This is a genomic window from Castellaniella sp., assembly GCF_049651205.1.
GTDB lineage: Bacteria > Pseudomonadota > Gammaproteobacteria > Burkholderiales > Burkholderiaceae_B > Castellaniella.
The window spans coordinates 242,060-267,532 of sequence record NZ_JBASBR010000012.1; the positions used below are offsets into that span (position 1 = coordinate 242,060).

At 58.7% G+C, this 25,473-nt stretch carries 26 protein-coding genes; 4 read left to right on the forward strand and 22 right to left on the reverse strand.

The window, feature by feature from the left end:
• The first annotated feature begins 68 nt into the window (after window positions 1-68).
• A complete protein-coding gene (locus WA928_RS08475; protein ID WP_350381987.1) occupies window positions 69-770 on the forward strand; it encodes a Bax inhibitor-1/YccA family protein in 702 nt (233 codons plus the stop codon).
• A 3-nt stretch (window positions 771-773) separates the two neighbouring features.
• Here WA928_RS08475 and recO read toward each other — a convergent pair whose 3' ends face one another.
• The 17 genes from recO to WA928_RS08560 all read right to left on the reverse strand — a co-directional run bounded on the left by recO (window position 774) and on the right by WA928_RS08560 (window position 15,785).
• Window positions 774-1,367 (reverse strand): DNA repair protein RecO, encoded by a 594-nt coding sequence (gene recO / locus WA928_RS08480; protein ID WP_424302159.1) that lies wholly within the window; start codon window positions 1,365-1,367, stop codon window positions 774-776.
• Window positions 1,360-2,259, reverse strand: coding sequence for a GTPase Era (gene era / locus WA928_RS08485; RefSeq protein ID WP_424302162.1), 900 nt, complete (start codon window positions 2,257-2,259; stop codon window positions 1,360-1,362). The genes recO and era overlap by 8 nt, the downstream gene beginning before the upstream one ends.
• Window positions 2,256-3,014, reverse strand: a complete 759-nt coding sequence (gene rnc, locus WA928_RS08490; RefSeq protein WP_424302165.1) for a ribonuclease III — start codon at window positions 3,012-3,014, stop codon at window positions 2,256-2,258. Before rnc ends, era begins: the two co-directional genes overlap by 4 nt.
• Window positions 3,014-3,901, reverse strand: a complete 888-nt coding sequence (gene lepB / locus WA928_RS08495; RefSeq protein ID WP_424302168.1) for a signal peptidase I — start codon at window positions 3,899-3,901, stop codon at window positions 3,014-3,016. Before lepB ends, rnc begins: the two co-directional genes overlap by 1 nt.
• An 8-nt stretch (window positions 3,902-3,909) precedes the next feature.
• Complete coding sequence (gene lepA / locus WA928_RS08500; RefSeq protein WP_424302171.1) at window positions 3,910-5,703, reverse strand: translation elongation factor 4; 1,794 nt, start codon at window positions 5,701-5,703, stop codon at window positions 3,910-3,912.
• Between the two features lie 128 nt (window positions 5,704-5,831).
• Window positions 5,832-7,331, reverse strand: a complete 1,500-nt coding sequence (locus WA928_RS08505) for a DegQ family serine endoprotease (RefSeq protein WP_424302174.1) — start codon at window positions 7,329-7,331, stop codon at window positions 5,832-5,834.
• A 26-nt stretch (window positions 7,332-7,357) separates the two neighbouring features.
• Complete coding sequence (locus tag WA928_RS08510; RefSeq protein ID WP_424302177.1) at window positions 7,358-8,359, reverse strand: MucB/RseB C-terminal domain-containing protein; 1,002 nt, start codon at window positions 8,357-8,359, stop codon at window positions 7,358-7,360.
• Window positions 8,359-8,862, reverse strand: coding sequence for a sigma-E factor negative regulatory protein (locus WA928_RS08515; protein WP_424302180.1), 504 nt, complete (start codon window positions 8,860-8,862; stop codon window positions 8,359-8,361). The genes WA928_RS08510 and WA928_RS08515 overlap by 1 nt, the downstream gene beginning before the upstream one ends.
• A 9-nt stretch (window positions 8,863-8,871) precedes the next feature.
• Window positions 8,872-9,471: an RNA polymerase sigma factor RpoE gene (gene rpoE, locus WA928_RS08520; RefSeq protein WP_424302183.1), complete on the reverse strand. Its 600-nt coding sequence runs from the start codon at window positions 9,469-9,471 to the stop codon at window positions 8,872-8,874.
• Between the two features lie 13 nt (window positions 9,472-9,484).
• On the reverse strand, window positions 9,485-10,714 hold the full coding sequence (gene fabF, locus WA928_RS08525; protein ID WP_424302186.1) for a beta-ketoacyl-ACP synthase II: 1,230 nt from the start codon (window positions 10,712-10,714) through the stop codon (window positions 9,485-9,487).
• A 140-nt stretch (window positions 10,715-10,854) separates the two neighbouring features.
• On the reverse strand, window positions 10,855-11,094 hold the full coding sequence (gene acpP, locus WA928_RS08530) for an acyl carrier protein (RefSeq protein ID WP_043680887.1): 240 nt from the start codon (window positions 11,092-11,094) through the stop codon (window positions 10,855-10,857).
• Window positions 11,095-11,278: 184 nt separating this feature from the next.
• Window positions 11,279-12,019, reverse strand: a complete 741-nt coding sequence (gene fabG / locus WA928_RS08535; protein WP_424302189.1) for a 3-oxoacyl-ACP reductase FabG — start codon at window positions 12,017-12,019, stop codon at window positions 11,279-11,281.
• A 1-nt stretch (window position 12,020) separates the two neighbouring features.
• Window positions 12,021-12,953, reverse strand: coding sequence for an ACP S-malonyltransferase (fabD, locus tag WA928_RS08540; protein WP_424302192.1), 933 nt, complete (start codon window positions 12,951-12,953; stop codon window positions 12,021-12,023).
• A 12-nt stretch (window positions 12,954-12,965) separates the two neighbouring features.
• Window positions 12,966-13,940, reverse strand: coding sequence for a beta-ketoacyl-ACP synthase III (locus tag WA928_RS08545; protein WP_424302195.1), 975 nt, complete (start codon window positions 13,938-13,940; stop codon window positions 12,966-12,968).
• A 19-nt stretch (window positions 13,941-13,959) separates the two neighbouring features.
• On the reverse strand, window positions 13,960-15,018 hold the full coding sequence (plsX, locus tag WA928_RS08550) for a phosphate acyltransferase PlsX (RefSeq protein WP_424302198.1): 1,059 nt from the start codon (window positions 15,016-15,018) through the stop codon (window positions 13,960-13,962).
• Between the two features lie 27 nt (window positions 15,019-15,045).
• The gene (rpmF, locus tag WA928_RS08555) at window positions 15,046-15,228 is read right to left on the reverse strand and encodes a 50S ribosomal protein L32 (RefSeq protein ID WP_424302201.1); all 183 of its coding nucleotides are present in this window, start codon (window positions 15,226-15,228) and stop codon (window positions 15,046-15,048) included.
• Between the two features lie 65 nt (window positions 15,229-15,293).
• Complete coding sequence (locus WA928_RS08560; protein WP_424302204.1) at window positions 15,294-15,785, reverse strand: YceD family protein; 492 nt, start codon at window positions 15,783-15,785, stop codon at window positions 15,294-15,296.
• A 151-nt stretch (window positions 15,786-15,936) separates the two neighbouring features.
• On the opposite strand from WA928_RS08560, the gene WA928_RS08565 reads away from it, so the two are divergent.
• Together WA928_RS08565 and WA928_RS08570 are read left to right on the forward strand one after the other, a co-directional pair.
• Window positions 15,937-16,515, forward strand: coding sequence for a Maf family nucleotide pyrophosphatase (locus tag WA928_RS08565; RefSeq protein ID WP_424302528.1), 579 nt, complete (start codon window positions 15,937-15,939; stop codon window positions 16,513-16,515).
• A gap of 9 nt (window positions 16,516-16,524) precedes the next feature.
• Window positions 16,525-17,232: an SAM-dependent methyltransferase gene (locus tag WA928_RS08570; RefSeq protein WP_424302207.1), complete on the forward strand. Its 708-nt coding sequence runs from the start codon at window positions 16,525-16,527 to the stop codon at window positions 17,230-17,232.
• On the opposite strand, the gene WA928_RS08575 is transcribed toward WA928_RS08570, so the two are convergent.
• Both WA928_RS08575 and WA928_RS08580 read right to left on the reverse strand, forming a co-directional pair.
• Window positions 17,229-17,900 (reverse strand): HAD family hydrolase, encoded by a 672-nt coding sequence (locus WA928_RS08575; RefSeq protein WP_424302210.1) that lies wholly within the window; start codon window positions 17,898-17,900, stop codon window positions 17,229-17,231. The two genes, WA928_RS08570 and WA928_RS08575, sit on opposite strands and share 4 nt — an antisense overlap.
• Window positions 17,897-18,856: an RluA family pseudouridine synthase gene (locus tag WA928_RS08580; RefSeq protein WP_424302213.1), complete on the reverse strand. Its 960-nt coding sequence runs from the start codon at window positions 18,854-18,856 to the stop codon at window positions 17,897-17,899. Before WA928_RS08580 ends, WA928_RS08575 begins: the two co-directional genes overlap by 4 nt.
• Before the next feature lie 475 nt (window positions 18,857-19,331).
• Here WA928_RS08580 and WA928_RS08585 point away from each other — a divergent pair, with 475 nt between their 5' ends.
• Window positions 19,332-22,316 (forward strand): Rne/Rng family ribonuclease, encoded by a 2,985-nt coding sequence (locus tag WA928_RS08585; protein ID WP_424302216.1) that lies wholly within the window; start codon window positions 19,332-19,334, stop codon window positions 22,314-22,316.
• 102 nt (window positions 22,317-22,418) lie between these two features.
• Here the strand turns inward: WA928_RS08585 and accD are convergent, their stop codons facing one another.
• Genes accD through trpB form a run of 3 tightly spaced genes read right to left on the reverse strand, consistent with a single transcriptional unit; the run spans window position 22,419 to window position 25,342 of the window.
• Window positions 22,419-23,303, reverse strand: a complete 885-nt coding sequence (gene accD / locus WA928_RS08590; RefSeq protein ID WP_350381954.1) for an acetyl-CoA carboxylase, carboxyltransferase subunit beta — start codon at window positions 23,301-23,303, stop codon at window positions 22,419-22,421.
• 2 nt (window positions 23,304-23,305) lie between these two features.
• Window positions 23,306-24,133 (reverse strand): tryptophan synthase subunit alpha, encoded by an 828-nt coding sequence (gene trpA / locus WA928_RS08595; protein WP_424302221.1) that lies wholly within the window; start codon window positions 24,131-24,133, stop codon window positions 23,306-23,308.
• Between the two features lie 9 nt (window positions 24,134-24,142).
• Window positions 24,143-25,342, reverse strand: coding sequence for a tryptophan synthase subunit beta (trpB, locus tag WA928_RS08600; RefSeq protein WP_424302224.1), 1,200 nt, complete (start codon window positions 25,340-25,342; stop codon window positions 24,143-24,145).
• Between the last annotated feature and the right edge of the window lie 131 nt (window positions 25,343-25,473).

The following is a 25,473-nucleotide window of genomic DNA, read 5'->3' on the forward strand; positions in this document are numbered from 1 at the left end:
AGCTTGTTGTAAGATTTGAATATTGATGTGCTATAACATCAGCACGCTCTCACCCACAGGAACTTAAGATGTCCGACTTCCGCCACACACTACCTCGCACCGGCACGTACGATGTGTCGGCTACTGCACGCAACCGCGTGTTGCGCAACACCTATTGGCTTCTAGCCCTGTCATTGATTCCCACCGTGCTGGGCGCAGCGTTTGGCCTGCAGTTTGGCATGGATCAAACCATGGCCGGCAACCCAGGCACCAGCACCATTGTGTTTCTGCTGGGTGCATTTGGCCTGATGTTCCTGATCGAACGCAACAAGAATTCATCTTTGGGCGTCGTGCTGCTGCTGGGCTTTACGTTCTTCATGGGCCTGATGCTCTCGCGCCTGCTGGGCCACGTCATGGGTCTGGCCAATGGTTCGCAGTTGATCATGTTGGCCTTTGGTGGCACCGCTGCCGTGTTTGGCGTGATGGCCACCGTGGCCTCCACCACCAAACGCGACTTCACGCACATGCAAAAGTTTTTGTTTGTGGGTGTGGTGCTGCTGCTGGTGGCGATGGTCGCCAATATGTTTCTGCAGATCCCCGCACTGATGCTCACCTTGTCAGTGCTGGCCATCGGTATCTTCTCGGCTTTCTTGCTGGTCGACCTCCAGCGCGTGGTGCAAGGCGGCGAAACCAACTATGTTACGGCCACGCTAGCGGTTTACCTTGATCTCTACAACATCTTCACCAACCTGCTGATGTTGCTGGGCATCTTCGGTGGCAACCGCGAATAAGCACTAATACCGCTGCAGATCCATCAACACCTGGCGCGTACGCAGCGGGCTTTCCAACAATTGATCCAGGCGTTCCCTCAGAGCCTGCCGCAAGGCAGGCTCTGTGTCTTGGTCGTCAAAGTCCGGTAAAGGCTGATCTACCCCATAACCGGCATGCTCCAGCAGCAACCACTCAAAACGGCGCAACACGGCAGCATGAGACCGTCCGGATCCAGTCAATGACAAGGCCGTGAGCGCTGCCTCGTAGGCCTCATATACTCCTGGATGCGGGTCTTCGCGGGCCAGCAGGCGCAGGATGAGTTCATTCAGATACCAGCCGGACATCATGCCCCTGCCATTAAGCAGACGCACAGGGCCAGCTTCTGCCCTTACCAAAGTATGGATGTCAGATACCCCCGACCAGGAAAGCATCAGAGGCTGAAAAGCCACCAACACAGGCCGCAGCGCCGAATATGGGCGCTTGGCCCCTTTGGCCACCACGGCCACACAGCCGTGATCACGGGTAAAACATTGGGCAATCAGAGAAGTTTCGCGCCAGGGGCTGGCATGCAGAACGTAGCCTTGCGCATCCTGGATGCGCAGACTGCGTTTAGTCATAGCCCAGCTCTCGCAGGGTTGCCTCGCGTCCAGACCAGCCCTTGCGCACCTTGATATAGACGTCCAGATGCACCTGCTTTTCGAGCAGATTGACCATGTCCTGGCGGGCCTCTGAGGCAATGCGTTTCATGTGCTGGCCACCCGCGCCCAGCAGAATCGGCCGGTGACCTTCGCGCTCGATGACGACGCAGGCGGCAATGCGGACACCTGTATCGTTTTCTTCCCATTGCTCGATAACGACGGTGCAACCGTAGGGAAGTTCGTCTCCCACCAACCGGAAGATTTTTTCTCGAATGAGTTCCGCCGCCAGAAAGCGCACGGGCCGATCAGTGAAGGTATCGGCCTCAAAGAGATGCTCGGCCTCCGGCAGGTACTGTGCCAGCTCTCGCAACAGCACATCCAGCTGGACAGACTTCATGGCACTGACCGGCACCACAGCCGCATAAGGAAACGTTTGCGTCAGCTTGGTGACGTATGCAAACAAAGCATTTTTGTCCTTGAGGGTGTCGATTTTATTGACCACCAGGACAACTGGCCGCTGAGAAGGCAACAACGGCACAATGGCCGCATCACCCGCCGACCATTTACCCGCCTCGACCACATGCACCACAACATCGACTTCGGCTAGCGCCTGGGTCACCACACGATTCATCATGCGGTTCATGGCTCCGCCATGACGGGTCTGAAAGCCAGGGGTATCGACAAACACAAATTGGTCGGCTTCTTGTGTAAGCACGCCATGGATGCGGTGCCGCGTGGTTTGCGCCTTTCGCGACACAATGGACAGCTTGGCACCAATCAGGGCGTTGCTTAGGGTGGACTTGCCCACATTGGGCCGCCCCACCAGCGCCACAAAACCGCAGCGGGAGGGCTGCATGGAAGGACTGCTCATTTTTTCTCCTGGGCCACTGCCACTGGCAGCGATAGCTGCGCAGGCTTGCGATGGTGCTTGCGCGTACTTTTGTGCGCGGGCGCCAATGCCTGTATCTGGGCAATCACAAGGCTGGCGGCGGCTTGTTCGGCCGCGCGCCGGCTGCTGCCCGAGGCTTGCACGCGAATATCCAGCTGTGCGGCCGCGCACATCACATCAAAGGTTTGATTGTGTGCCGCACCCCGCGTAGAAACGACCTCGTAGTGCGGCAGATCCAGACCGCGCCCCTGCATGATTTCCTGCAACAGGGTTTTGGGATCTTTACCAAAGGTGCGGACATCGATATGCGACAGCACCGGCCGGTACAGATGCTCGATGACGCGGCTGACTTCGGTATAGCCACCATCCAGGTACAGTGCACCAAAGATGGCTTCGACCGCATCGGCCAAAATTGAGGGCCGCCGGAAACCGCCACTTTTGAGCTCACCCTCGCCCAGGCGCAAATAATTGGACAGCGCCAGCCTTTGTGCAATCTCGGCCAAAGCCGACTGCTTGACCAGATTGGCACGCACACGGGACAAGTCGCCCTCGTCCATTTCGGCGTGCTCGGTAAACAGCAGGGTGGACACAACAAAATTAAGGATGGAATCACCCAGAAACTCGAGCCGCTCGTTGTGTGGCACCCCATGACTGCGATGTGTCAGGGCTTGTTCAAGAAGGGCCTGGTCGCGGTAGCGATAATCCAGTGCCGTTTGCAGGGTATCTAGCGCAGTCATTACTGAAACCCGCCTATTCGGCTGGGTGAACTGAAATTCATCCAGATAAAGAATGCCCGGCCAACAATGTTCTGGTCTGGGACAAAGCCCCAATAGCGGCTGTCCAGGCTGTTGTCCCGATTGTCGCCCATCATAAAGTAATGCCCTGCAGGCACAGTGCACCGCACGCCATCGCCCTGATAGTCGCAATTCTGAAAATCGGGAAACCGCGTAATGGGACCAAAATCCTGTGGGGCGTGGACATTAAGCAAAATACGATGGGATACCGACCCAAGCTGTTCGCGATATTGCCCAACATAGACGGCGCGGTCGGGCTCGTAGTAATCACCGGCGCGTTCATGCTGCACCACCTGCCCATTTACCGACAAAGTTTTATTGCGATACTCAATGACGTCTCCGGGCTCACCCACCACGCGTTTGATGTAATCCACCGAGGGATCAACCGGGTAGCGGAACACCACCACGTCGCCACGATGCGGTGTACCAATCTCGACGACCTTCTTGTCGATCACCGGAAGACGGATTCCGTACTGAAATTTGTTCACCAGAATGAGGTCGCCGTTTTCAAGTGTTGGCAACATCGACCCGGAGGGAATCCGGAAGGGCTCAACTACAAATGACCGCAACACAAACACAAACAGAATGACGGGGAAAAAGCTGACGCAGTACTCGACCCACCAGGGCGCCTGAAAGGCACGGTCGTAAGCTTGCTGGCACTCGGATTTTAGGGCGGCGGCGTCCAGCCCTGCAGCGTTATGACTGCAAGCCTGCATGGCCGCTTCGGCACGCGCGCGCCGCCGCTTGCGCAAGCTGACACGATCCCACAACCAGACCAGCCCGGTGAGAACCAGGGCGCAGAACAACAACAGGGCAAAATCCCAGCTCATGCTAATCCTTATTTATCGTCCACCTGCAAGACAGCCAGGAAGGCCTCTTGAGGGATTTCTACGTTACCCACCTGCTTCATGCGCTTTTTACCGGCTTTTTGCTTTTCGAGCAGCTTCTTCTTGCGGGAGATATCACCGCCATAGCACTTGGCCAGCACATTTTTTCGCAACGCCTTGACGTTTTCGCGGGCCACGACCTCAGCGCCGATCGCCGCCTGAATCGCAATATCAAACATCTGACGCGGGATCAGGCCGCGCATGCGCGTGACAACGTCACGGCCGCGGTGGCGGGCGTTGGCACGGTGCACAATCATCGATAAGGCGTCTACCCGGTCGCCGTTGATCAGGAGATCGACCCGCACAACATCCGCCACCCGGTATTCCTTGAACTCGTAGTCCATCGACGCATACCCGCGCGAGACAGATTTCAGGCGGTCGAAGAAATCCAGCACGATTTCAGCCAGCGGGATCTCGTAGCTGAGATGTACCTGCCGGCCGTGATAGCTCATGTTGAGCTGTATCCCGCGCTTGGCCGTACACAGTGACATCACCGGCCCCACGTACTCTTGAGGCATAAACAGTGTCACCGTCATGATGGGTTCGCGGATCTCCTGGATATTGCCTACTTCAGGCATCCGTGCAGGGCTGTCCACCATCAGCAAAGTACCGTCGCGATGCAGAACCTCATACACCACGGACGGCGCCGTGGTGATGATATCCATATCGAACTCTCGCTCAAGGCGCTCTTGCACGATATCCATGTGCAGCAGGCCCAGAAACCCGCAGCGAAACCCAAACCCCAACGCCTGTGAGACTTCGGGCTCGAACATCAGGGAGGAGTCGTTCAGCTTGAGCTTTTCGAGGGAGTCGCGCAGTTGATCGTACTCGCTGGATTCGATCGGGTAGACCCCTGCAAACACCTGGGGTTTGACCTCTTTGAAACCGGGCAGTGGCTTGGCCGCCGGCCTTTGCGCCAGGGTGACGGTATCGCCCACCTTGGCGTGTTCGAGCTCTTTGATGCCCGCGATCACAAAGCCCACCTCGCCGGCAGACAGGGCATTGCGCGGCTGGGTCTTGGGAGTAAACACGCCCAGTTGCTCACACAGATGGCTGGCGCCGGTTGCCATCAACAGCAATTTGTCTTTGGGTCGCAAAACACCATTGACAACCCTGACCAGCATCACCACACCCACGTAGTTGTCAAACCAGGAGTCGATGATCAGGGCCTGCAGGGGTGCATCCGCATCCCCCTGGGGCGGTGGCACACGCGCCACGATGGCTTCGAGGATTTCGTCGATCCCTAGGCCCGTCTTGGCACTGGCCTGAATCGCATCGGTAGCATCAATGCCGATGACATCCTCGATCTCGGCCGCAGCGGCATCGGGATCTGCGGACGGGAGATCCATTTTATTGAGCACCGGCACCACCTCGACACCGAGCTCGATGGCGGTGTAGCAGTTGGCCACGGTTTGCGCTTCGACCCCCTGCGTGGAATCGACCACCAGCAAGGCGCCTTCGCAGGCAGACAAAGACCGGCTGACTTCGTAGGAGAAATCGACATGCCCCGGGGTATCGATGAGATTAAGCGCGTAGGTTTTACCGTTGGCAGCGGTATAGCTCAAAGCAGCGGTTTGGGCCTTGATAGTGATGCCGCGCTCGCGCTCGATGTCCATGGAGTCGAGCACCTGGGCCGCCATCTCGCGATCCTGCAACCCTCCGCAACGATGAATCAGGCGATCCGCCAGCGTGGATTTACCGTGATCAATGTGCGCGATGATGGAGAAATTGCGGATGTGGTCCATAGACAGCAGGCAGGAGTTAAAAATACTGAGGAGGGCGTGGCAGACAGGCTGGCCAGCAAAAAAGGGGGGCGCCGCAAGGCGCCCCCCTTCCGTTCTGGCTGTATTTTAGCTTTTTCCCGACACGCGGATCAGCGCAGCTTGACAATCACCCACTGGGATTGCTGATCGCGGCTGACCAGCAACACCACCGGATTGGATTTATCCAGATCTTTGACGACTTTCTCGTATTGCGCCGGGCTGGTGATATCCGTGTTATTGACACGCAAGATGATATCACCCGGTTCGATACCAGACTCGGCGGCGGCACCTTCTGCCTGGGCAACCAGCACGCCCTGGTCAGCTTTGGCCTCAGCCGGCAGCGCCTTTACCACCAGGCCCAGACGATCGCTACTGTCCTTGGCGGGCGCAGAAGGCTCGGAAGCCGTGGCCACTTTGGTGTCGAGCTCACCAACCTGGGCTTTAAGATCCAGGGATTTACCCTTGCGCCAAACCTGGATGGTGGCATCGGTATCCGGCTTGGTCGCCCCCACCAGACGGGGAAGATCCGTCATGTGCTTGATCTCGTGTCCGTTGAAACTCGTGATCACATCACCCGCATGCACACCGGCCTTGGCGGCAGGACCATCAGGATCGACGCTGCTGACCAATGCACCATGGGCAGTACCCAGGCCCAGCGCCTTGGCGACATCATCCTGCACCTCGGTGATCTGCACCCCGATACGGCCTCGTGTGACCTTGCCATGTGCCTTGAGCTGATCCACCACGCGCATGACTTCATCGATTGGGATAGCCAGGGAGATACCCATGAAGCCACCACTGCGGGAGATGATCTGGGAGTTGATCCCCACCACCTGTCCTTGCAGATTGATCAGCGGACCGCCGGAGTTACCGGGGTTTACCGCAACGTCCGTCTGGATAAAGGGCAGATAATCGCCGGTATCACGGTTAATGGCACTGACGATACCTGCAGTGACAGTGGAATCCAGCCCAAAGGGCGAGCCAATGGCCAGTACCCACTGACCTTTCCTCAGCTTGTCAGAATCGCCGATGGTCAGCGGCTTGAGGCCCGTGGCATCGATCTTGAGCAGGGCAATATCGGTACGAGCATCCGTGCCGATCACTTTGGCCTTGTATTCTTTGCCACTGGTCATGGTGACAAAAATGCCATTGGAATTATCCACCACATGGTTGTTGGTAAGGACATAACCATCGCTGGACAGAATAAACCCGGAACCAATCCCGCGAGGCACCGTGCGCTCTTTGGGGCCAGGCTGCTGCGACTTGTTGTGCGGCTGTACCTGTGGGCCTTGGCCCTGGGGCCCTTGGGGGCCAAATCCGGGGGGCATGAAGTCGGGCCCAAAGAACCAGCGAAACAGATCGGATGGATCGCCACCAGGGCCACCGGGCGAACGGCGCACCGGAACAGCTTCGGTTGTGCGGATATTGACCACGGAGTTTTCGGTTTCTGCGACAACCTGTGTGAAATCAGGCAGTGCCGAAATAGTAGACGAGACAGCGGGTTCAGCCTGAACCGCGGCCATGGGCAGCGTGGTCAGCAACAGGGCACCGGCGGCTACACCGGCAGCCATCCGCTTGACGCCAGCGACCTTGGGCAAATTAAAAACCATGAGAAATTCTCCTTGGAAGAATGTATTCAGTGAGCAGCCTGCGGGAGGTACTGTGCATTGCGGGCGAATTCCCTCACAGTATCGGCGGGCGCTTCACCCACGGCAGTCAGCCAATAGGATGCCAAACGCATCCGGTAAATATTGACCGCTCCTTGATGCAGGTCTCCCTGTTGAATGTTTTGATCTCGTTTTGGGTCAAAGGTTTCAATAAATATTGAAATTGCGGCCAAGCCGTCTGAGACCACCAACTGATTCACCACATGATCGAGCCCAATTTGCCTGGAGAGCTCAGCCACCGGCTGGAAACCCGCAGGCAGCACAAAGCGCCAGCCCAGCGACTCCAGGCTGACTGGCTCACTGGACTCGGCGATCAAATGCCAGGATCGCGTATCCCAGCTGGAAGAAATGTCGTGTGGATCTACATCCTTGCCTATTTTCAGGCTGCTGAAGGACACCTGATCGACGAGATGGCCGGCGGCGTCCAGGGTCTGAAACCTGAGCAGCAGGTGCGTTTTGTTGTCGGTGCAGATGCGATAGCTGTAGCGCAAGGCATCGCGGGCACGGATATCGGACACCTTGCAATCACGGCCAGCGATCCGATACGGCTTGCCTGAGGGCAGCCACTCGTAGTGCTGGCTGATCCCATCGGCGTCATTCAGCAGCAGCCCCGGGAAGTGCTCGCTGCGAACCGGATGGCTGACGACCAGCTTGCTGCCTGGGTGCAGGCATTGTTCGATACCGTTTTGACGCAGGCACTCGCGAGGTGACCCATCCAGCGTTTCAAGGCGTTCGTGCTCACCCGTGCCATCCATCAGGTGAACCAAACGGGATGACTGCAGGATCGACCCCTGCTGGTACACATACACGCCGGAATAGTCCTGAGCACGGGCCGCTTCTTGAACCTGCTGCAAAAACGACTGCAGATCTGGCCCTGGCTCGGCTGCCTGCGCCCCTGCAACCAGTGCCAGCCCGATCAGCAGCCCTTCACCCCACTGGGCGATTTTGCCAAAGCGGCCTCCCGACCACATTAACGCGACCCCATGCCATCGTAAGAAACCTGACGTACGGGGCCCGCTCCGGCCATGGCCTGATGCGCCGCCATGTAATCTGCCAAACCGGCATCTGCCGGTGGCGTATCGGAGGCCTGTGCCAATACGGGTGCTGTGGGGGCTGGGTCTTGTCCGGATAACAGCGGTTGCGCCATCCAGACCACCGACGCCACCGCTGCAGCCACTGCCAGGCCGGACACTCCTACGCGCCAGGCATGGCGCCGCGCCAGAGGCGCCGGAGCAACGATCAGGGGCTCGGCATCCAAGGCTGCAGACACCCGCGCATAGAAGCGCTCGGAGGGCTGCAGGGCCAGATCCTGGCTGCGCATGACATCGCCAATGAGATGATAGGTATCCCACACCTGACGACCATAGGGGGTATCAAGATCTTCGGTACGGATGTCGGATTCGCCATCCACCCAGCTGGAAACCGAGGCTTCCCAGTCTTGATCCTGGACGTGTTCACGTTGATCATTGTTCATGAGGGCTCCTTACCAGCGGCGTTCGGTATCCTGATCCATAACCGGCCGCAAGCGGCTGGCAATCGCCTCGCGGGCTCGAAAAATACGCGAACGAACCGTGCCGATGGGGCACTGCATGGTGCTGGCGATATCTTCATAACTCATCCCTTCGATTTCCCGCAAAACAATGGCTGTGCGCAAATCATCCGGCAAAGCCTCGATCGCCTCGTTGACCGTCTGGGCAATCTGGCGGCTGGCCATCAGCGATTCAGGGGTACTGTGATCACTTAGGCTGTCAATTTGCTCAAAAGTTTCACCGTCTTCGTTTTCGAGCACGGATACCGTAGATGGACGCCGGGCCCGCGAAGCCTGCCAGTTGCGGGCGGTATTGATCGCAATGCGGTACAGCCAGGTGTAGAACGCACTGTCGCCACGAAACCGAGGCAAGGCCCGGTAGGCCTTTATAAAGGCCTCCTGGGCAACGTCCTCGATCTCGGCGGGTTCGGCAATCATGCGCGACAGTAGGCGCATGATCTTGCGCTGATACTTGATTACCAGCAAATCAAAGGCATGCCGGTCGCCGCGGCGGACGCGCTCGACCAGCGCGAGGTCGACCTCGCGCTCGCTCACGCCGGAGCCCTGATCAGAAGCGCCTCACGATCATGGATCCGTTGGTGCCGCCAAACCCGAACGAGTTGGACAGCGCCACATCGATCTTGAGATCGCGGGCCTGATTGGCGCAATAATCCAGGTCGCATTCGGGATCCTGGTTAAACAGGTTGATCGTGGGAGGCGAAATCTGGTTATACACAGCCAAGGTTGTGAATACTGCCTCGATACCGCCTGCAGCCCCCAGCAAATGGCCTGTCATGGATTTGGTGGAGTTGACCACAAGCTTGCGGGCATGATCGCCAAACGCCAGCTTGAGCGCCTCGGTTTCGTTTTTGTCACCCAGCGGCGTGGAGGTGCCATGTGCGTTGACATAGCTGATCTCGTCGGCGTTTACATGACTGTTGCGCAGCGCGTGCAGGATCCCGCGGCGCGGGCCGTCTTGGTCTGGGCTGGTGATGTGATGGGCATCCGAGCTCATGCCAAAACCGAGAAACTCGCCATAAATGCGGGCGCCCCGTTTCTTGGCGTGCTCGAGTTCTTCGAGAACCACCACGCCGGCGCCTTCACCCAACACAAAACCGTCGCGGTCGCGATCCCAGGGACGGGAGGCCGTGGCGGGATCATCGTTGCGCGTGGACAAGGCGCGCATGGCAGCAAAGCCACCCATGCCCAAAGGCGACACCGAGCTTTCGGCGCCTCCCGCCACCATTACGTCGGCATCGCCGTATTCGATCAGGCGGGCCGCATCGCCGATGGAGTGCAAACCGGTTGTACAAGCCGAGACGACTGCGTAGCTGGGACCCTTGAGGCCCAGCATGATCGACAGTTGCCCCGAAATGAGGTTGATCAGGGACGCCGGTACAAAAAATGGCGAGATACGCCGGGCGCCACGCTGCAGGTATTCGATCTGGGTTTCTTCGATCCGCGGCAGACCGCCGATCCCTGAGCCAATGATGGTACCAATACGATCAGCGTTTTCGTTATCGATCTCGAGACCTGAATCACGCCAGGCCTGAATGCCGGCAGCCACCCCATAATGGATAAAGCTGTCCATTTGCTTGGCTTCTTTGACACCCATGTAGTCGGTGACTTCAAAGCCTTTGACTTCGCCGGCAATCTGGCTGTTTAGTACGGAGGCGTCGAATCGGGTAACGCGTCCGATGCCGGAACGACCCTGGATAATGTTGTCCCAGGCAGTATCGACATCATTGCCCACCGGCGACACGATGCCCAACCCGGTGATGACGATTCGTCGTTTCACATACGGCTCCTGAAAAGAAAAAAGCAGCTCATGGCAGATCATCAGGTCGGACATGCAGTCCCGCCTGCCCGATGATCACCCGTCACGAACTGCTTGTGGCCCTGACACCGCCTTTTGGCGTGCACAGGGTTTGAATAAGATTACTGCTTGCTATGCGAGGTGATGTAATCGACCGCCTGCTGCACCGTCGTGATTTTCTCGGCTTCCTCGTCGGGGATTTCGGTTTCGAATTCGTCTTCAAGGGCCATCACGAGCTCGACCATATCGAGCGAGTCGGCACCGAGGTCGTCAAGGAAGGAAGATTCGTTTTTGATCTCGGCTTCGTTGACGCCGAGCTGTTCAGCGACGATCTTCTTGACGCGCTGTTCGATGCTTTCCATGCATATCTCCAGTTAGGAAAAATCCCGCGAATTATAGCCAAACGAGGACAGCTGGGCTGCGGGGTAATAAAAAAATGACAGTTCGGGGCCAGAAAATGAATACCTGGCCGGATTAAACACCGAGGCCTGCCTACTGAGTTTGAACGGATTTTACCTTAGACGGTGAGCATCCGTTCTTGTAACCCTACATGTACATACCACCATTGACGTGCAAGGTCGTGCCTGTTACGTAGCCAGCCTGAGGACTGACCAAATAGCCAACTGCGTTGGCGATCTCGGCGGCAGACCCCAGCCTGCCCAGCGGAATTTGCTGCAAGATGGCGGCTGTTTGAGTTTCGTTAAGCGCACGAGTCATGTCGGTATCGATAAACCCGGGCGCAACACAATTGACAGTAATGCCGCGACTGCCAAGCTCCTGGGCCAGAGCCCGGGACATCCCGGCCACACCCGCTTTGGCTGCCGCATAATTGGCTTGCCCCGGGTTACCGCTATAGCCAACCACAGATGTGATGTTGACGATACGGCCCCAACGGGCTTTCATCATGATTTTGGCCACGCCTCGCGACAAGCGAAACACAGCCGACAAATTAGTGTTCAGCACGGCCGCCCAATCTTCATCCTTCATGCGCAAAATCAATCCATCGCGAGTGATGCCGGCGTTATTGACCAGGATGTGGGGCCCACCCTGAGCGGCCAGCTCGGTCAGCAAGGCATCGCAAGCAGGGGCATCATCCACATTAAGCACCACACCCCGTCCACCTTGGGGGGCGAGGGCTTCGGTGATGGACTCTGCACCTGCTGGTGAAGTGGCGGTACCGATGACTGTGGCGCCTGCGTCTGCAAGCTCTTGGGCAATCGCACGGCCAATGCCTCGCGACGCGCCGGTGATTAGGGCAATTTTGCCTTGCAAAGTAGCTTCGGACATATCAGCCTCCCAGAGACTTGAGCGTCTGTTCAAGCGACGCAGGATCGGTGATGTTGAAGGTGGTGAAATCGCGGTCGATGCGTTTGATCAGGCCCGCAAGCACCTTGCCGGGGCCGCATTCTACGATATGCGTGACACCGGCGTGTTTCATGGCCTGGATGGTTTCAACCCAGCGCACCGGATGCCATGCCTGACGCACCAGAGCGTCACGAATGGCCTCGGGCGAGGTGGCCTGAGCAACGTCAACATTATTGATGACAGGAATGGAGGGCGACTGCACCGCCACCCCTGCCAGCGTATCGGCCAGCACGGCTGCAGCGGGCTTGAGCAAGCGGGAATGAAACGGCGCGGATACAGCCAGCGTAACCGCGCGCTTGGCACCTGCCGCGCGGGCAAGTTCGCAGGCGCGTTCGACTGCTGCGGTATGGCCTGCGATCACTACCTGAGCGGGCGCATTGTAATTGACGGCTTCGACGATCTCATCTCTGGAGGCCTGCTCGCAAGCCTTGCGCACAGCCTCGTCATCCAGACCCAAAATGGCAGCCATGCCCCCCTGGCCCACTGGCACCGCAGACTGCATGGCCTGGGCCCGCACACGTACGGTACGCACGGCATCCGCCAGCGATATAGCACCGGCAGCCACCAGGGCGGAGTATTCGCCCAGACTGTGGCCGGCCACGATGGCCGGTACGGCGCCACCCGCCTGCTGCCAGGCACGGTACATGGCCACGGAGCACAGCAACATGGCTGGCTGGGTGTTGGTGGTGAGATTGAGTGCGTCAGCCGGGCCGTGTGCAATCAGGGTGGCGAGGTTCTCGTTCAAGGCCTGATTGCCTTGCCGCAGGGTTTCCTGAACACCCGCATCCTCAGACCAGGCATCCATCATGCCCACTGTTTGGGAGCCCTGCCCCGGGAATACAAATGCGATTTTCATGTGACTGATGCCTTACAGACGAACGAGGACAGAGCCCCAGGTAAAGCCACCGCCAACCCCTTGCAACAGTGCCAGCTGACCAGGCTTCATCCGGCCATCGCGCCAGGCCACATCGAAGGCCAGCGGCACACTGGCTGCCGAGGTATTGGCATGGAGGTCCAGTGTGACAATGAGTTTTTCTTCGGGCAGCCCAAGCTTACGGCTGATGAAGTTGAGAATCCGGATATTGGCCTGGTGTGGCACCATCCAGTCAATCTCGGAAAGATTGATACCGGCTTCGTCACAGACTTCGTGGGCCGAGCGAACCAGCGAATTGACCGCCAGCTTGAACACCGCCTGACCATCCATGCGCAGGAAGGGATCGCCGGTAACCTTACCATCGGAGACATTGCCAGCGGCGCACAGAATATGCTGTTGACGGCCATCAGCGTTCAGCCGTGCCGCCAAGATACCTGGCTCATCGGCGGCACTCAGCACCATGGCGCCCGCGCCATCACCAAACAGCACGCAGGTGCGGCGATCAGACCAATCGAGAATGCTGGAAAAGACTTCGGCACCAATGATCAGCGCGTGGCGCGCACGACCGGCACGCACTATTGCATCAGCCGTCGCCAGCGCATAAACAAATCCGCTACAGACAGCCTGCACGTCGAAGGCAGCCGCACCGCCCACACCCAAATTGGCCTGCACCAGACAGGCAGTACTGGGAAAAATAAAATCGGGGGTGGACGTGGCAACGATGATCAGATCGATATCGTCCGCCTGCAAACCTGCGTTTTCGAGGGCTGCACGTGCCGCATGTGTGGCGAGCTCGCTGGTTTTGGTGCCAGGCGCTGCGATATGACGCTGACGGATGCCCGTACGCTCGACAATCCAGTCGTTGGAGGTTTCGACACCACGAGTGGCCAAATCGGCCGCCAAATCGTCATTGGTGACGACACGAGGGGGCAAATAGCCGCCCGTTCCGGTAATCCTGGCGTAAGGCATATTGATCCCGAAAAAGAGACTAGACTGCTGCAGACGTATCGCCTACCGAAGGCGAAGGCATTCTGCTGCGCAAGGCATCAAGCCGCTGAATGGTGCCCTGAAGCAGACCATTAAGAACCGCATCACGGGCCCTTTGCAAGGCTTGACCATAAGCATACACATCCGCCGAGCCATGGCTTTTAATCACAATGCCGCGCAGGCCCAGCAACGCTGCGCCATTGTAACGACGATTGTCGACCCGGGCACGGAAACGCCGCAGAACCGGCATCGCGATTCCGCCTGCCAGCATGGTTAATGGCGTACGACGAAACTCTTCACGCATCATGGTGCTGACCATCTTGGCCAGGCCTTCAGCGGACTTGAGCACGACATTACCGACAAAACCATCGCAGACCACGACATCGACAGTACCCTTGAAGATGTCATCGCCCTCGACGTTACCGTAAAAATTAAGACCACTGCCGCGCAAAAGCTCGGCTGCCTGTTTGACAACTTCGTTGCCCTTGATGAGTTCTTCGCCGATGTTCAGCAGACCAACCGAGGGCTGCGCCTGATGATCGACGGCGGACACAAGGGCAGACCCCATCAGGCCAAACTGCAGCAGGTGCTCTGCCGAGCAATCCACGTTGGCACCGAGATCCAGCACAGTGGTTGCCCCACCCATTTGATTGGGCAACGCAGTGGCAATGGCCGGACGATCGATGCCATCCAGTGTTTTGAGAACATAACGGGAAATTGCCATCCAGGCACCCGTGTTGCCTGCAGACACGGCTGCATCCGCACGGCCATCCTTGACAGCCTGGGCCGCCAGCCGCATGGATGAATCTTTTTTACGACGCAAAGCTACCTCGACGGAGTCGTCCATGGTGACGACTTCGGAGGCATGCAGGATTTCGATTTGGCCCTCGCGCCCGACGCCCTCACCCAGCAGGGGGCGAATACGAGCTTCGTCCCCTACAAGCAGGCAGCGGGTATCGGGAAACCCCTTGGCAAACGCCAAGGCGGCCGGTACGGTAACGGGCAAGCCGTAATCGCCGCCCATGCAATCGATGGCGACGGTAAGTGAATAATCAGACATCAGCGCGATAAATCTCGGGCGCCGGGATTACTCGTCGTTCTTGGTTTTCAGAACTTTGCGACCACGATACACGCCATTGGGGCTGATATGGTGACGCAAATGGGTTTCACCAGTAGTGGGCTCGATGGCCGTTGCGGGGCCGGTGAGGAAATCGTGCGAGCGATGCATACCGCGCTTGGACGAGCTCTTTTTGTTTTGCTGGACAGCCATGATGACTCCTGTGTTCGGGATCGGTCATTTTAAAGTAAGCACGAGCCCGCAAGTTGAACGAGATGTTAATGTTTCCTGAGCTGTTCCAGAACAGCGAAGGGTGAAGGCTTGGCCTGCACCGATGTTGCATTGGACTCCCCGGTTTGAGGGCAATCCTGATGTCGTGGCGCATATGGCAGCACCAGGATCAGTTCGTCCTCAAGGAGACCCAACACATCCAGATGCTGATCAGCCACCACGTATTCGGTGTCGGTGCCTTCGCCACTGGCTTCGAGCTCATCCATGGCGTCAAGCTGCGCCTGATTACGCACCAGGCCAACCGTATTATCCACTTGCAAGGCAAGCAAAAACGGCGACAGGCATCGCTGACACATCACCCTGACCTGCCCTTCTGCCTGGATATCAAGCCACAGCTGACCAGTTACCTGATCGCGGCGACCCGCCAAACGCCAGCGAATCTCGGTATCCTGCGGCACGGGCAAATCCTGGCAAAGACGTGTCAGTTTGGATGCCTGCAAAGTGCCTTGAAGCACCCGGCTGGCAAAAGCGAAATCCAAGGCATCAATAACCACGAATTCTGACTTCCAGGAAAACTCTAGATTCTACTTGGCATTTACCAGGCAAGTCAATTTGAACACCACAATTACCCTACCAGCCAGCCTATTGTTTAGCAGTACACTGCCCGGGCCTGCTCAATACACACCCACCATGACCCTGATTTTAGCTTCCAGCTCACCTTACCGGCGCGAGTTGCTGCAAAGACTGAAACTGCCCTTCCAGTGCGTTTCACCCGACGTTGACGAACAAGTGCGCGCGGGTGAATCACCGCAGGCACTGGCGCAGCGCCTGGCCAAAGAGAAGGCAGCCCGGGTATTGCAAAGCTGGCCTGACGCACTGGTGATTGGATCCGACCAGGTTGCCTGCTGCGACGGACAGGCAGTTGGCAAACCCGGCACCCACCAAGTTGCACAGGCCCAGTTGCGCCGGTTCAGCAACCGCGAAGTGCTGTTTCACACCGCTGTGTGTGTCATGGACGCCCGACGCATGCAACAGGATATCGTCACAACCCAATGCGGGTTTTTGCCGCTCACCGACCAGCAGATCGAACACTATCTGCTGGCAGAGCAGCCCTACGATACGGCCGGTAGCGCAAAGGCGGAAGCATTGGGCATTGCATTGATGGCCTACATGCGCAGCGACGACCCCTCAGCCCTGATCGGCTTGCCCCTGATCGCGGTGTGCCGCATGCTGCGTGAGTTTGGACTCGACCCTCTTGGCAACGGCTGAATATCAACCATGACAACATTGCACCTAATCCCGGTTGGCCTGGGCCATACCGCACCTGATACCTGGCTGCCCCAGGCAGCACAGGAAATCACCCGCCAGTTACGGTATTTCATCGCAGAAAACGCCAAGACGGCACGCGCCTTTCTGAAGCTGATCAATACCCCCCTGGCAATACAGGACATCCAGATTGAAACCCTGCGCGCCAGCACCACCGAGGCCGAGATCCGTGCCTGGTTAAAGCAGGTACCGGCCGACCAGGATATCGGTCTTGTGTCCGAGGCAGGCTGCCCGGCTGTGGCGGACCCTGGCGCACGGGTGGTCAAGCAGGCCCACCAACACAATATACGGGTAGTGCCCTGGACAGGGCCTTCGTCGATCATGCTGGGGTTGATGGCCAGTGGCCTAGAGGGGCAACGATTTACGTTTCATGGTTACGCCCCCGTAAAAGCACCCGAACGCGACGCACAAATCAAGGCCTGGGAGTCGGCCTCACACAAGCTGAAGCAAACTCAAATCCTGATTGAAACACCGTACCGCAACGAAGCGATGTTTCAAGCTTTACTGAACACCCTGCGTGACTCTACCCAGGTATGCGTGGCCAGCGCACTGACGTGCCCGGACGAGACCATCCAGACGCACAGCGTGGCGCAATGGCGCAAGCAGCCCATCCCGGATTTCGACAAAAAACCCACGCTGTTTCTGTTTCTGGCCAGTTAAATTCGCACGCTGGATCTTACCCAGGCCTGCATCTCGGCCACCGAATGCACCAATGCGGTGGGCTGGGAGGTTTGCAGCAAAGAAGCCCGATGTGCACCATATGACACCGCCAGGCTGTCGATGCCGGCGGCTTTGGCCATCAGGACATCATGCGTGGTGTCGCCCACCATCAGCACGGCATCCTGAGCCAGTTCCAGCTCGGCCAGCAACTGCTCGAGCATATCGGGATCGGGTTTGCCGCGCGCCTCATCCACGGTACGCGTCGCTTGAAACAGTCCTTGCAGGCCAAGTGACTGGATCGATGTATCCAACCCACGGCGACTTTTGCCGGTGGCTACCCCCAGCACCACACCATAGCCATGAAGCTCTTGCAGCAACTGTGCTTGACCCTGGAAAAGGTGCAACTCGTGCATCAACCGCCGATAGTGCGTCTTATAGTGCTCGGCAAATGTATCCGCCTCACTGGCAGGAAGTTCGGGTGCCAGCTGATACAAGGCCGCCTGCAACGACAAGCCAATCACCCAACCGGCCTCTTCGGGACTGGGAACCTTGAGACCAAGATCCTGACATGCGCCGATCAGGGCCCCCACAATATGGTGAGTGGAATCCAGCAAAGTGCCATCCCAATCGAAAATAACCGCCTGGTAAGGCGCTCTGGAAGCGTTCATGAGTAATTTTTGTCGAGGAAATCCAGCACCGCCTGACAGGCGGGTGGAAGGGGTGATTCGATAACCAGGGATACGCCGGTCACAGGATGCGGGATCTCGAGGCGATGGGCATGCAAAAACATGCGACGAAATCCCTGCTCGGCCAAAGCCGCCCGCACGGCATCCGGGCCGTACTTCTCGTCGCCCGCAATCGGGTGGCCTTGTGAAGCCAGATGCACCCGGATCTGATGGGTGCGCCCGGTACGAAGCTCAGCTCCCAGCAAAGACCATGCCCCGCCATACCGGCGTTTGAGGGTAATGATTGTGTGTGACGACTTGCCCAGGGCATCTACCCGTACCCGGCGCTCACCGCCAGGCGTGAGGTACTTGAGCAAGGGCAGGCGGATGTGCTGGCGGTCGTTGACCCAGTCGCCCACCACCAGAGCCAGGTAATGCTTGCGGCCCTCACTTTGGCGCATCATCTCGTGCAACGCCACCAAAGCTTTGCGCGAGCGCGCCACCATCAACACGCCGGAGGTCTCACGATCCAGTCGGTGTGCAAGCTCGAGCATGCGATCTTCGGGGCGACCAGCGCGCAGCTGCTCGATCACGCCAAACGATATACCGCTACCGCCATGAACAGCCACCCCGGCCGGCTTGTCGATCACCAGCAGGTGCTCGTCCTCGTAGAGCACTGGAAACACGGCTGGAGGTGCCGGAGGCCGGGCCTGTGGATCGGGGCGCCGGATAGGCGGAATACGAACCAGATCGCCCAGCTCCAGACGCGTGTCTGCGCGACATCGGCCTTTGTTGATACGCACCTGGCCATCGCGAATGGCTTTATACAGATGGCTTTTAGGAACACCCTTGTTAAGCCGCAGCAAAAAATTATCGAGACGCTGCCCTGCAGATTGCTCGTCAACCACTACCTGGCGTACGGCTGGCAAGCGGCTGGACGACATATCTATTTTGCGCATAGGGAAAAGCAGCATATAATCACGACAGCCTAGAGAGGCCGAAAACCGCCCGACGTAGAGACGCAATGGATGCGCTCCGCCTGGCAGCAGGGGTTTTATTGTACTGCCTTGATTTCGGTCTCCGGGTGCTTGGTCGCCGGTTCCGTCCTGGCTTTTGGCTCGCTGCATGTGCAAGCCCCGAAGCCGATCAATAACCGCGTGCGACGCTGTAGATTTCTGCTCGCTCTTCCGCACCGGATGCCCTATTTCTGGCATCCGCCGTTCCCAGCAACTTTTTTTGTCAACCACAACTGTGCCCCTGACCTCCCTGCTGAAAGAACTTCGCACCTATCGGTGCGCCGTGCCCCCCGATCCGGAGACTGGCGCGGCCTGAATTCGCCCGCAGCCACCTCCACCGCAGACTGCCGCGTTGCATACCGAGTACCCGTGGTCGTGCGCCAAATTTGGCGCACCCTGACAACGGAGAAACCCACTCATGAAACGCATGTTGTTCAATGCGACGCACCAAGAAGAACTACGCGTCGCCATTGTCGATGGTCAGAAACTAATTGATCTGGACATTGAAACTGCCGGCCGCGAACAGCGCAAAGGCAATATCTACAAAGGGGTCATCACCCGCATCGAACCCGGCCTCGAAGCCTGCTTCGTAAACTACGGCGAAGAGCGCCACGGCTTTCTGCCGTTCAAGGAAGTCGCTCGCGCTTATTTCAAGGAAGGCACCGATGTACGCAATGCGCGCATCCAGGATGCCCTTACCGAAGGCCAGGAACTTATCATCCAGGTCGAGAAAGAAGAACGTGGCAACAAGGGTGCTGCGCTCACCACATTCATTTCTCTGGCCGGTCGTTATCTGGTACTGATGCCCAACAACCCCCGCGGGGGTGGCGTGTCCCGACGCGTCGAAGGCGAAGATCGCCAAGAGCTCCGCGACACAATGGACCAGCTCGAGATCCCCTCGGGCATGAGCATGATTGCCCGCACAGCCGGCATCGGCCGCAGCGTCGAAGAACTGCAATGGGATCTCAATTACCTGCTGCAACTCTGGACAGCCGTCGACGGTGCCGCACGTGAGAACAAGGCGCCCATCCTCATCTATCTTGAATCCAGCCTGGTCATCCGGGCCATCCGCGATTATTTTTCGCCCGAAATTGGCGAAATCCTGATCGATACGGACGACATCCACGATCAGGCCACGGCATTCATGAGCGTGGTCATGCCCGACAACGTCAATCGCGTCAAACGCTACCACGACGATGTCCCGCTGTTCTCCCGCTTCCAGATCGAGCATCAGATCGAAACCGCCTACTCCCGCACGGTGACGCTGCCCTCGGGGGGCGCTATCGTGATCGATCATACCGAAGCGCTGGTAGCTGTCGATGTCAACTCCGCACGCTCGACGCGCGGCTCGGACATCGAAGAAACCGCGCTGCGCACCAACGCTGAAGCCGCCGACGAAGTAGCCCGCCAATTGCGCCTGCGCGACCTCGGCGGACTCATCGTGATCGATTTCATCGACATGGAAGAAAACAAGAACCAACGCGCCGTCGAGCAACGACTGCGCGATGCCCTGCATTTCGATCGGGCACGGGTTCAGATGGGCAAGATCTCGCGTTTTGGCCTGATGGAGCTCTCCCGCCAGCGCCTGCGCCCTGCCCTCAACGAGGGTTCGCACGTCACCTGCCCGCGGTGTACCGGTACCGGCGTCATTCGGGATGCCGAATCCAGCGCACTGCACGTATTGCGACTGTTGCAAGAAGAAGCCATGAAGGAAGGCACCGCAGCGCTGCACGCGCAGGTGCCGGTTGATGTGGCCACCTTCCTGCTCAACGAGAAGCGTCACGACATCAGCCAGATCGAATCCCGGCTTAAGGTCAACCTGGTGCTGATTCCTAACAAGTCGCTCGAAACGCCGCACCACCACATCGAGCGTCTGCGCCACGACGACCCGCGTCTGGACGAAACCAAAACCAGCTTTCAACTCGTCCAGGAGCCTGAAGAACAGCTGGTGTGGCAGGCCAACAAGGCACAAGAGGCCAAGTCTCGCCCCGAAGCCCTGGTCAAAGGCATTCAACCGGCAGAACCCGCACCACATCACATCGAAAAGCCCGCCAAGGTACAGGCACCCGCTGCCGCTGCGGTCAGCACCGCAGCCTCAGGGGGCGGCATGCTCAAGCGCATCGTGGCCTGGTTTACAGGTGGCACCCCAGCAGCAGAAACCGCTGCTTCAGTTGTCGCACCACAAGAAGACGACAAGCCCCGCCGCAGCAATGGTGGACGTCATGGCCGTCGTGGCGACAGCCGCACCGACAGCCGCAGCAATCACCGCAGCGAGCGCCAGCACCGCAGCGATAAACCCGACACCGAGCGCAAAGAGCGCACCACTGCCGAAGGGCGATCCTCTCAGCGCCGAGAACGTGCCCAGGAAGAGCGCATTGCCAAGGTTGCGTCCGATACACCGGAAGCCAGCCAGGACACCGTCGAACCCCGTCGCAGCCGCAACCGTCGGGGCCGCGGACGCAGCCGTGCCGAAACCGCCACAGAAGCCAGCGTGGCCGAAGCCGTGACGACAAACGCTGTGGTGGCAGAGCAAACAGCCATCGACACACCGATGCCTGAGGCAGCTTCTGAAACCTTCGCGCCGGTTGCCGAAACCGAACCCCTGCTTGCTGAGACCGCTGCTCCAGTTGCCGGCCCCGCTGTAGACATCGAAGGTGACACCGAAGTCGAAACGCCAGATCCAGAGCGCAAGCGCCGCCGTCGTCGTGGACGTCGGGGTCGCCGCACCGGTGACAGCACCGAAACCGCAGCAGCTACCGAAGCCACCGAGACGTCCGACGCAGTATCGTTGCAGACACACGAAACCCCGCGCTTTGATCCTGAAGCACTGGATGCCGAGTCTCAAGCGCAGGAAAACACGCAAGCTACCGAGCCCCAGGTAACAAACGCCGACGCGCAAGCTCAGGCCAGCCGCCAGCCGCTTGACGCCGCAACACCGGCAAGCACCTCTTTCGAGTCTGATGCACAACAGGCGCAAGCGCCGGTATCCGAGGCTCAGCCCGAGGATGTCACGCCAGCCAGTACTCCTGCGGTAAGTGCTACTGCCGTCAAGGCACCTGTCGAGACCACGCCTGCAGTGGCTGAAGTCGCGGAAACCGCCACCGAGGCAACCACCGAAACCGAAGCAGCAACTGAAACATCTGCCGAAGTCACACCCGTGGTCACAGCGCAATCATCCAGCAACGGGGTATCGCCCCAGCCTGCGGCTGCAGCAGCTTCGCAAGCCATCGTGCTGCCCACCATCGGCGCGTCTCTCGAGGCCGCCGGTATGCAGCTCATCGAGACCCGCGTAGAAGCGGTCTCGTCAGCACCTGTGGCAGCTCCAAAACCGGTCGGCCGACCTCGCAAATCGGCACGCAAGGTGCAGGATGAACCCCTGCAGCAGGTAGAAACCTCGCACTAAACCTTGGATAAAAATCCCCGGGATCCTGTTAAAAGGATCCCGGGGATTTTTTATGGGCAAATCAGCCGAAGGGGACATGGAGCCCCTGCGGCGCTGGACGGCTCAGGCTGCTTTGGAGACCACTTCGATGGGCTGACGCGTAAACAAGGCCAGCAGATGCGCAAGCTCTGCCTGCATTTCGCGGCGGTCGATGACCTGATCGATAGCACCCTTGGACAGCAGGAACTCGGCACGCTGGAACCCCTCAGGGAGCTTTTCGCGAACGGTCTGCTCGATGACGCGCGGCCCCGCAAAGCCGATCAGGGCATTGGGCTCGGCAATCACGACATCACCCATAAAGGCGAAGGATGCCGAAACGCCACCCATGGTGGGATCGGTAAGAATGCTGATAAACGGCAACCCGGCCTCGGCAAGCTGATGCAACATCGCAGTGGTTTTGGCCATCTGCATCAAGGAAAATAGAGACTCTTGCATGCGCGCGCCACCCGATGCGGCCACGCAGACAAACGGCATATGGCGGTCGATGGCTTCTTGTACGCCACGGGCGAAACGCTCGCCCACCACAGACCCCATCGACCCTCCCATAAAGGAGAATTCGAAGCTGGCCAGCACGGCGGGCACCGACAGAATGGTACCGCTCATTACCACCAGCGCCTCGGACTCGCCCGTTTGCTTGATGGCTTCGGAGACACGCTCGGGATACTTGCGCGAATCCTTGAATTTGAGGGGATCCATCGGACGCGTCTGTGAACCGATCTCAACCCGGCCGTCGGCATCAAGCAGCGCGTCGATACGGGCACGGGCACCAATACGCATGTGATGGCTGCATTTGGGGCAAACATTAAGCGTGGCGAGGAGGTCTTCTTTGTAGAGGACTGACTCGCACGACGGACACTTGACCCACAGGCCTTCAGGAACCCGCTTGTTGGCCGCTGCGTCGCTGTTACGGTTGATACGCGGGGGCAGAATTTTTTCGAACCAGCTCATGGTTAACCTTTTTTAACAGTATCAAGGGCTTGGCGAACACCCGCCAGCCACTGGGCTGCAGCCTGAACGGCGGCCTGGGGGCCCGCCTGATGGGAGGCTTCTTCGAGAACCTGGATCAGCTTGCTGCCAATCACCACCGCATCGGCATATTGTGCCAAACGCGCGGCGCTGGCGGCATCCCGAATGCCAAATCCAACGCCAACCGGAATCTGGATATGTTGACGGATCAGGGCCAGATGCCGGGCAACATCATCGGTATCCAGATTGCCTGCACCCGTAACCCCTTTTAAGGACACATAGTACACATAGCCACGCGCAAGTTGTGCAAGCTGTGCCATGCGCGCTTGCGTGGAAGTTGGCGCCAACAGATAGATGGGATCGATAGCCGCCGCAGCCAGCCGAGTGGCGAACCCGGCGGATTCTTCGGGGGTGTAATCCACCACCAGCACGCCATCCACCCCGGCAGCCTGGGCAGCCTGAACAAAAACGTTCTGGCCCATGGACTCGATGGGATTGGCATAGCCCATCAGCACCACGGGTGTGAGGGTGTCTTGTTGCCGAAACTGGGAGACAAGGTCGAGCACGACCGCCAGACTGACGCCTGCCGCAATGGCGCGATCGCCGGCCTTCTGGATAACGGGGCCATCCGCCATGGGATCGGAGAACGGGACACCAAGTTCTATGACACTGGCCCCTGCTGCCACGAGGGCATGCATAAGATCGGGCGTAGAGCCAGCAAGCGGATCACCCGCTGTGATGTAGGGAATCAGGGCCGTGCGCCCGGACGAACTGGCAAACGTATCGGCCAAACGGGAATTGGATGCAGTCAACAGAGGCTCCTAAAGCGTAATGCCGCTGGTTTCGGCCACAGTATGCATGTCTTTGTCGCCACGCCCCGACAAATTGACCAGAATGATCTGATCCTTGGGCAGTTGAGGAGCCAGCTTGACCGCGTAGGCAATCGCGTGGGCAGACTCGAGCGCAGGCATGATGCCTTCGGTGCGACAGCAATCGTGAAAGGCTGCCAGTGCTTCTTGGTCGGTGATCCCCACATACTGCGCACGGCCGGATTCTTTAAGCCAGGCGTGCTCGGGCCCGACACCGGGGTAATCGAGGCCGGCCGAGATGGAATGCGTTTCGGTGATCTGGCCGTTGGCATCTTGGAGCAGATACGTGCGATTGCCATGCAGCACGCCCACCACCCCACGATTGAGCGATGCAGCATGATGGCCGCTATCCAGGCCTTCACCGGCTGCTTCGACCCCCACCAGCCTTACTGCATCGTGGTCGATGTAAGGGTGAAAAATGCCAATGGCATTGGAGCCACCGCCCACGGCGGCAACAATGTAATCGGGCTGACGCCCGGCATCGCGGGGCATTTGCTCGAGACATTCGCGCCCGATAATGGTTTGAAAATCCCGGACCATCTGCGGATAAGGGTGCGGCCCGGCCACGGTACCAATGATGTAGAAGGTGTTTTCGACATTGGTGACCCAGTCGCGCATGGCTTCATTGAGCGCATCCTTGAGCGTGCGCGAGCCCGACTCTACCGGCACCACCTGAGCACCCAGCAGTTTCATGCGATAGACATTGGAGGCCTGGCGGCGGACGTCTTCGCTGCCCATGTACACCACGCACTCAAGCCCGTAGCGGGCGGCTACCGTAGCGGTAGCCACACCATGCTGGCCGGCCCCGGTTTCGGCGATGACACGCGGCTTGCCCATGCGGCGCGCCAGCAGGGCCTGCCCAATGCAGTTGTTAACCTTGTGTGCACCCGTGTGATTGAGGTCTTCGCGTTTGAACCAGATCTGGGCCCCACCCAACTGCTTGGACCACCGGCGAGCGTGATACACGGGGCTGGGGCGCCCGACAAAGTGTTCGAGCTCGTCGGCGAACTCGTGCAGGAACTCTGGGTCTTCGCGGTAATGGAAATACGCCTCGCGCAATGCGTCGAGGGCATGCACCAGGGTTTCGGACACGAAAGAACCGCCAAACTGGCCGAAATGCCCTTGGGCATCCGGCAAATGATAGGGTTTCAAATCCAGACTCGCTTCAAAGGTGCCCGATTGCGGGCTGCCATGCCATCAAAGCACCCAAAACAACTGCGCCGGGCAATGCCCGGATGGGTGGGCCTGATGGCCAAACGGGCATTTTAACAGCGCAGGCCAGC

Bases quoted from the DNA above. Each gene is read 5' to 3' on its own strand.
- fabG (WP_424302189.1), bottom strand. From the start codon at position 12,019: ATGTCCGAAGCTACTTTGCAAGGCAAAATTGCCCTAATCACCGGCGCG.
- WA928_RS08585 (WP_424302216.1), top strand. From the start codon at position 19,332: ATGAAACGCATGTTGTTCAATGCGACGCACCAAGAAGAACTACGCGTC.
- acpP (WP_043680887.1), bottom strand. From the start codon at position 11,094: ATGGAAAGCATCGAACAGCGCGTCAAGAAGATCGTCGCTGAACAGCTC.
- WA928_RS08545 (WP_424302195.1), bottom strand. From the start codon at position 13,940: ATGCCTTACGCCAGGATTACCGGAACGGGCGGCTATTTGCCCCCTCGT.
- recO (WP_424302159.1), bottom strand. From the start codon at position 1,367: ATGACTAAACGCAGTCTGCGCATCCAGGATGCGCAAGGCTACGTTCTG.
- rpmF (WP_424302201.1), bottom strand. From the start codon at position 15,228: ATGGCTGTCCAGCAAAACAAAAAGAGCTCGTCCAAGCGCGGTATGCAT.
- plsX (WP_424302198.1), bottom strand. From the start codon at position 15,018: ATGTCTGATTATTCACTTACCGTCGCCATCGATTGCATGGGCGGCGAT.
- WA928_RS08580 (WP_424302213.1), bottom strand. From the start codon at position 18,856: ATGCGCAAAATAGATATGTCGTCCAGCCGCTTGCCAGCCGTACGCCAG.
- rnc (WP_424302165.1), bottom strand. From the start codon at position 3,014: ATGACTGCGCTAGATACCCTGCAAACGGCACTGGATTATCGCTACCGC.
- WA928_RS08565 (WP_424302528.1), top strand. From the start codon at position 15,937: ATGACCCTGATTTTAGCTTCCAGCTCACCTTACCGGCGCGAGTTGCTG.
- era (WP_424302162.1), bottom strand. From the start codon at position 2,259: ATGAGCAGTCCTTCCATGCAGCCCTCCCGCTGCGGTTTTGTGGCGCTG.
- WA928_RS08515 (WP_424302180.1), bottom strand. From the start codon at position 8,862: ATGAACAATGATCAACGTGAACACGTCCAGGATCAAGACTGGGAAGCC.
- WA928_RS08570 (WP_424302207.1), top strand. From the start codon at position 16,525: ATGACAACATTGCACCTAATCCCGGTTGGCCTGGGCCATACCGCACCT.
- WA928_RS08505 (WP_424302174.1), bottom strand. From the start codon at position 7,331: ATGGTTTTTAATTTGCCCAAGGTCGCTGGCGTCAAGCGGATGGCTGCC.
- accD (WP_350381954.1), bottom strand. From the start codon at position 23,303: ATGAGCTGGTTCGAAAAAATTCTGCCCCCGCGTATCAACCGTAACAGC.
- WA928_RS08575 (WP_424302210.1), bottom strand. From the start codon at position 17,900: ATGAACGCTTCCAGAGCGCCTTACCAGGCGGTTATTTTCGATTGGGAT.
- WA928_RS08475 (WP_350381987.1), top strand. From the start codon at position 69: ATGTCCGACTTCCGCCACACACTACCTCGCACCGGCACGTACGATGTG.
- lepB (WP_424302168.1), bottom strand. From the start codon at position 3,901: ATGAGCTGGGATTTTGCCCTGTTGTTGTTCTGCGCCCTGGTTCTCACC.
- lepA (WP_424302171.1), bottom strand. From the start codon at position 5,703: ATGGACCACATCCGCAATTTCTCCATCATCGCGCACATTGATCACGGT.
- WA928_RS08510 (WP_424302177.1), bottom strand. From the start codon at position 8,359: ATGTGGTCGGGAGGCCGCTTTGGCAAAATCGCCCAGTGGGGTGAAGGG.
- fabD (WP_424302192.1), bottom strand. From the start codon at position 12,953: ATGAAAATCGCATTTGTATTCCCGGGGCAGGGCTCCCAAACAGTGGGC.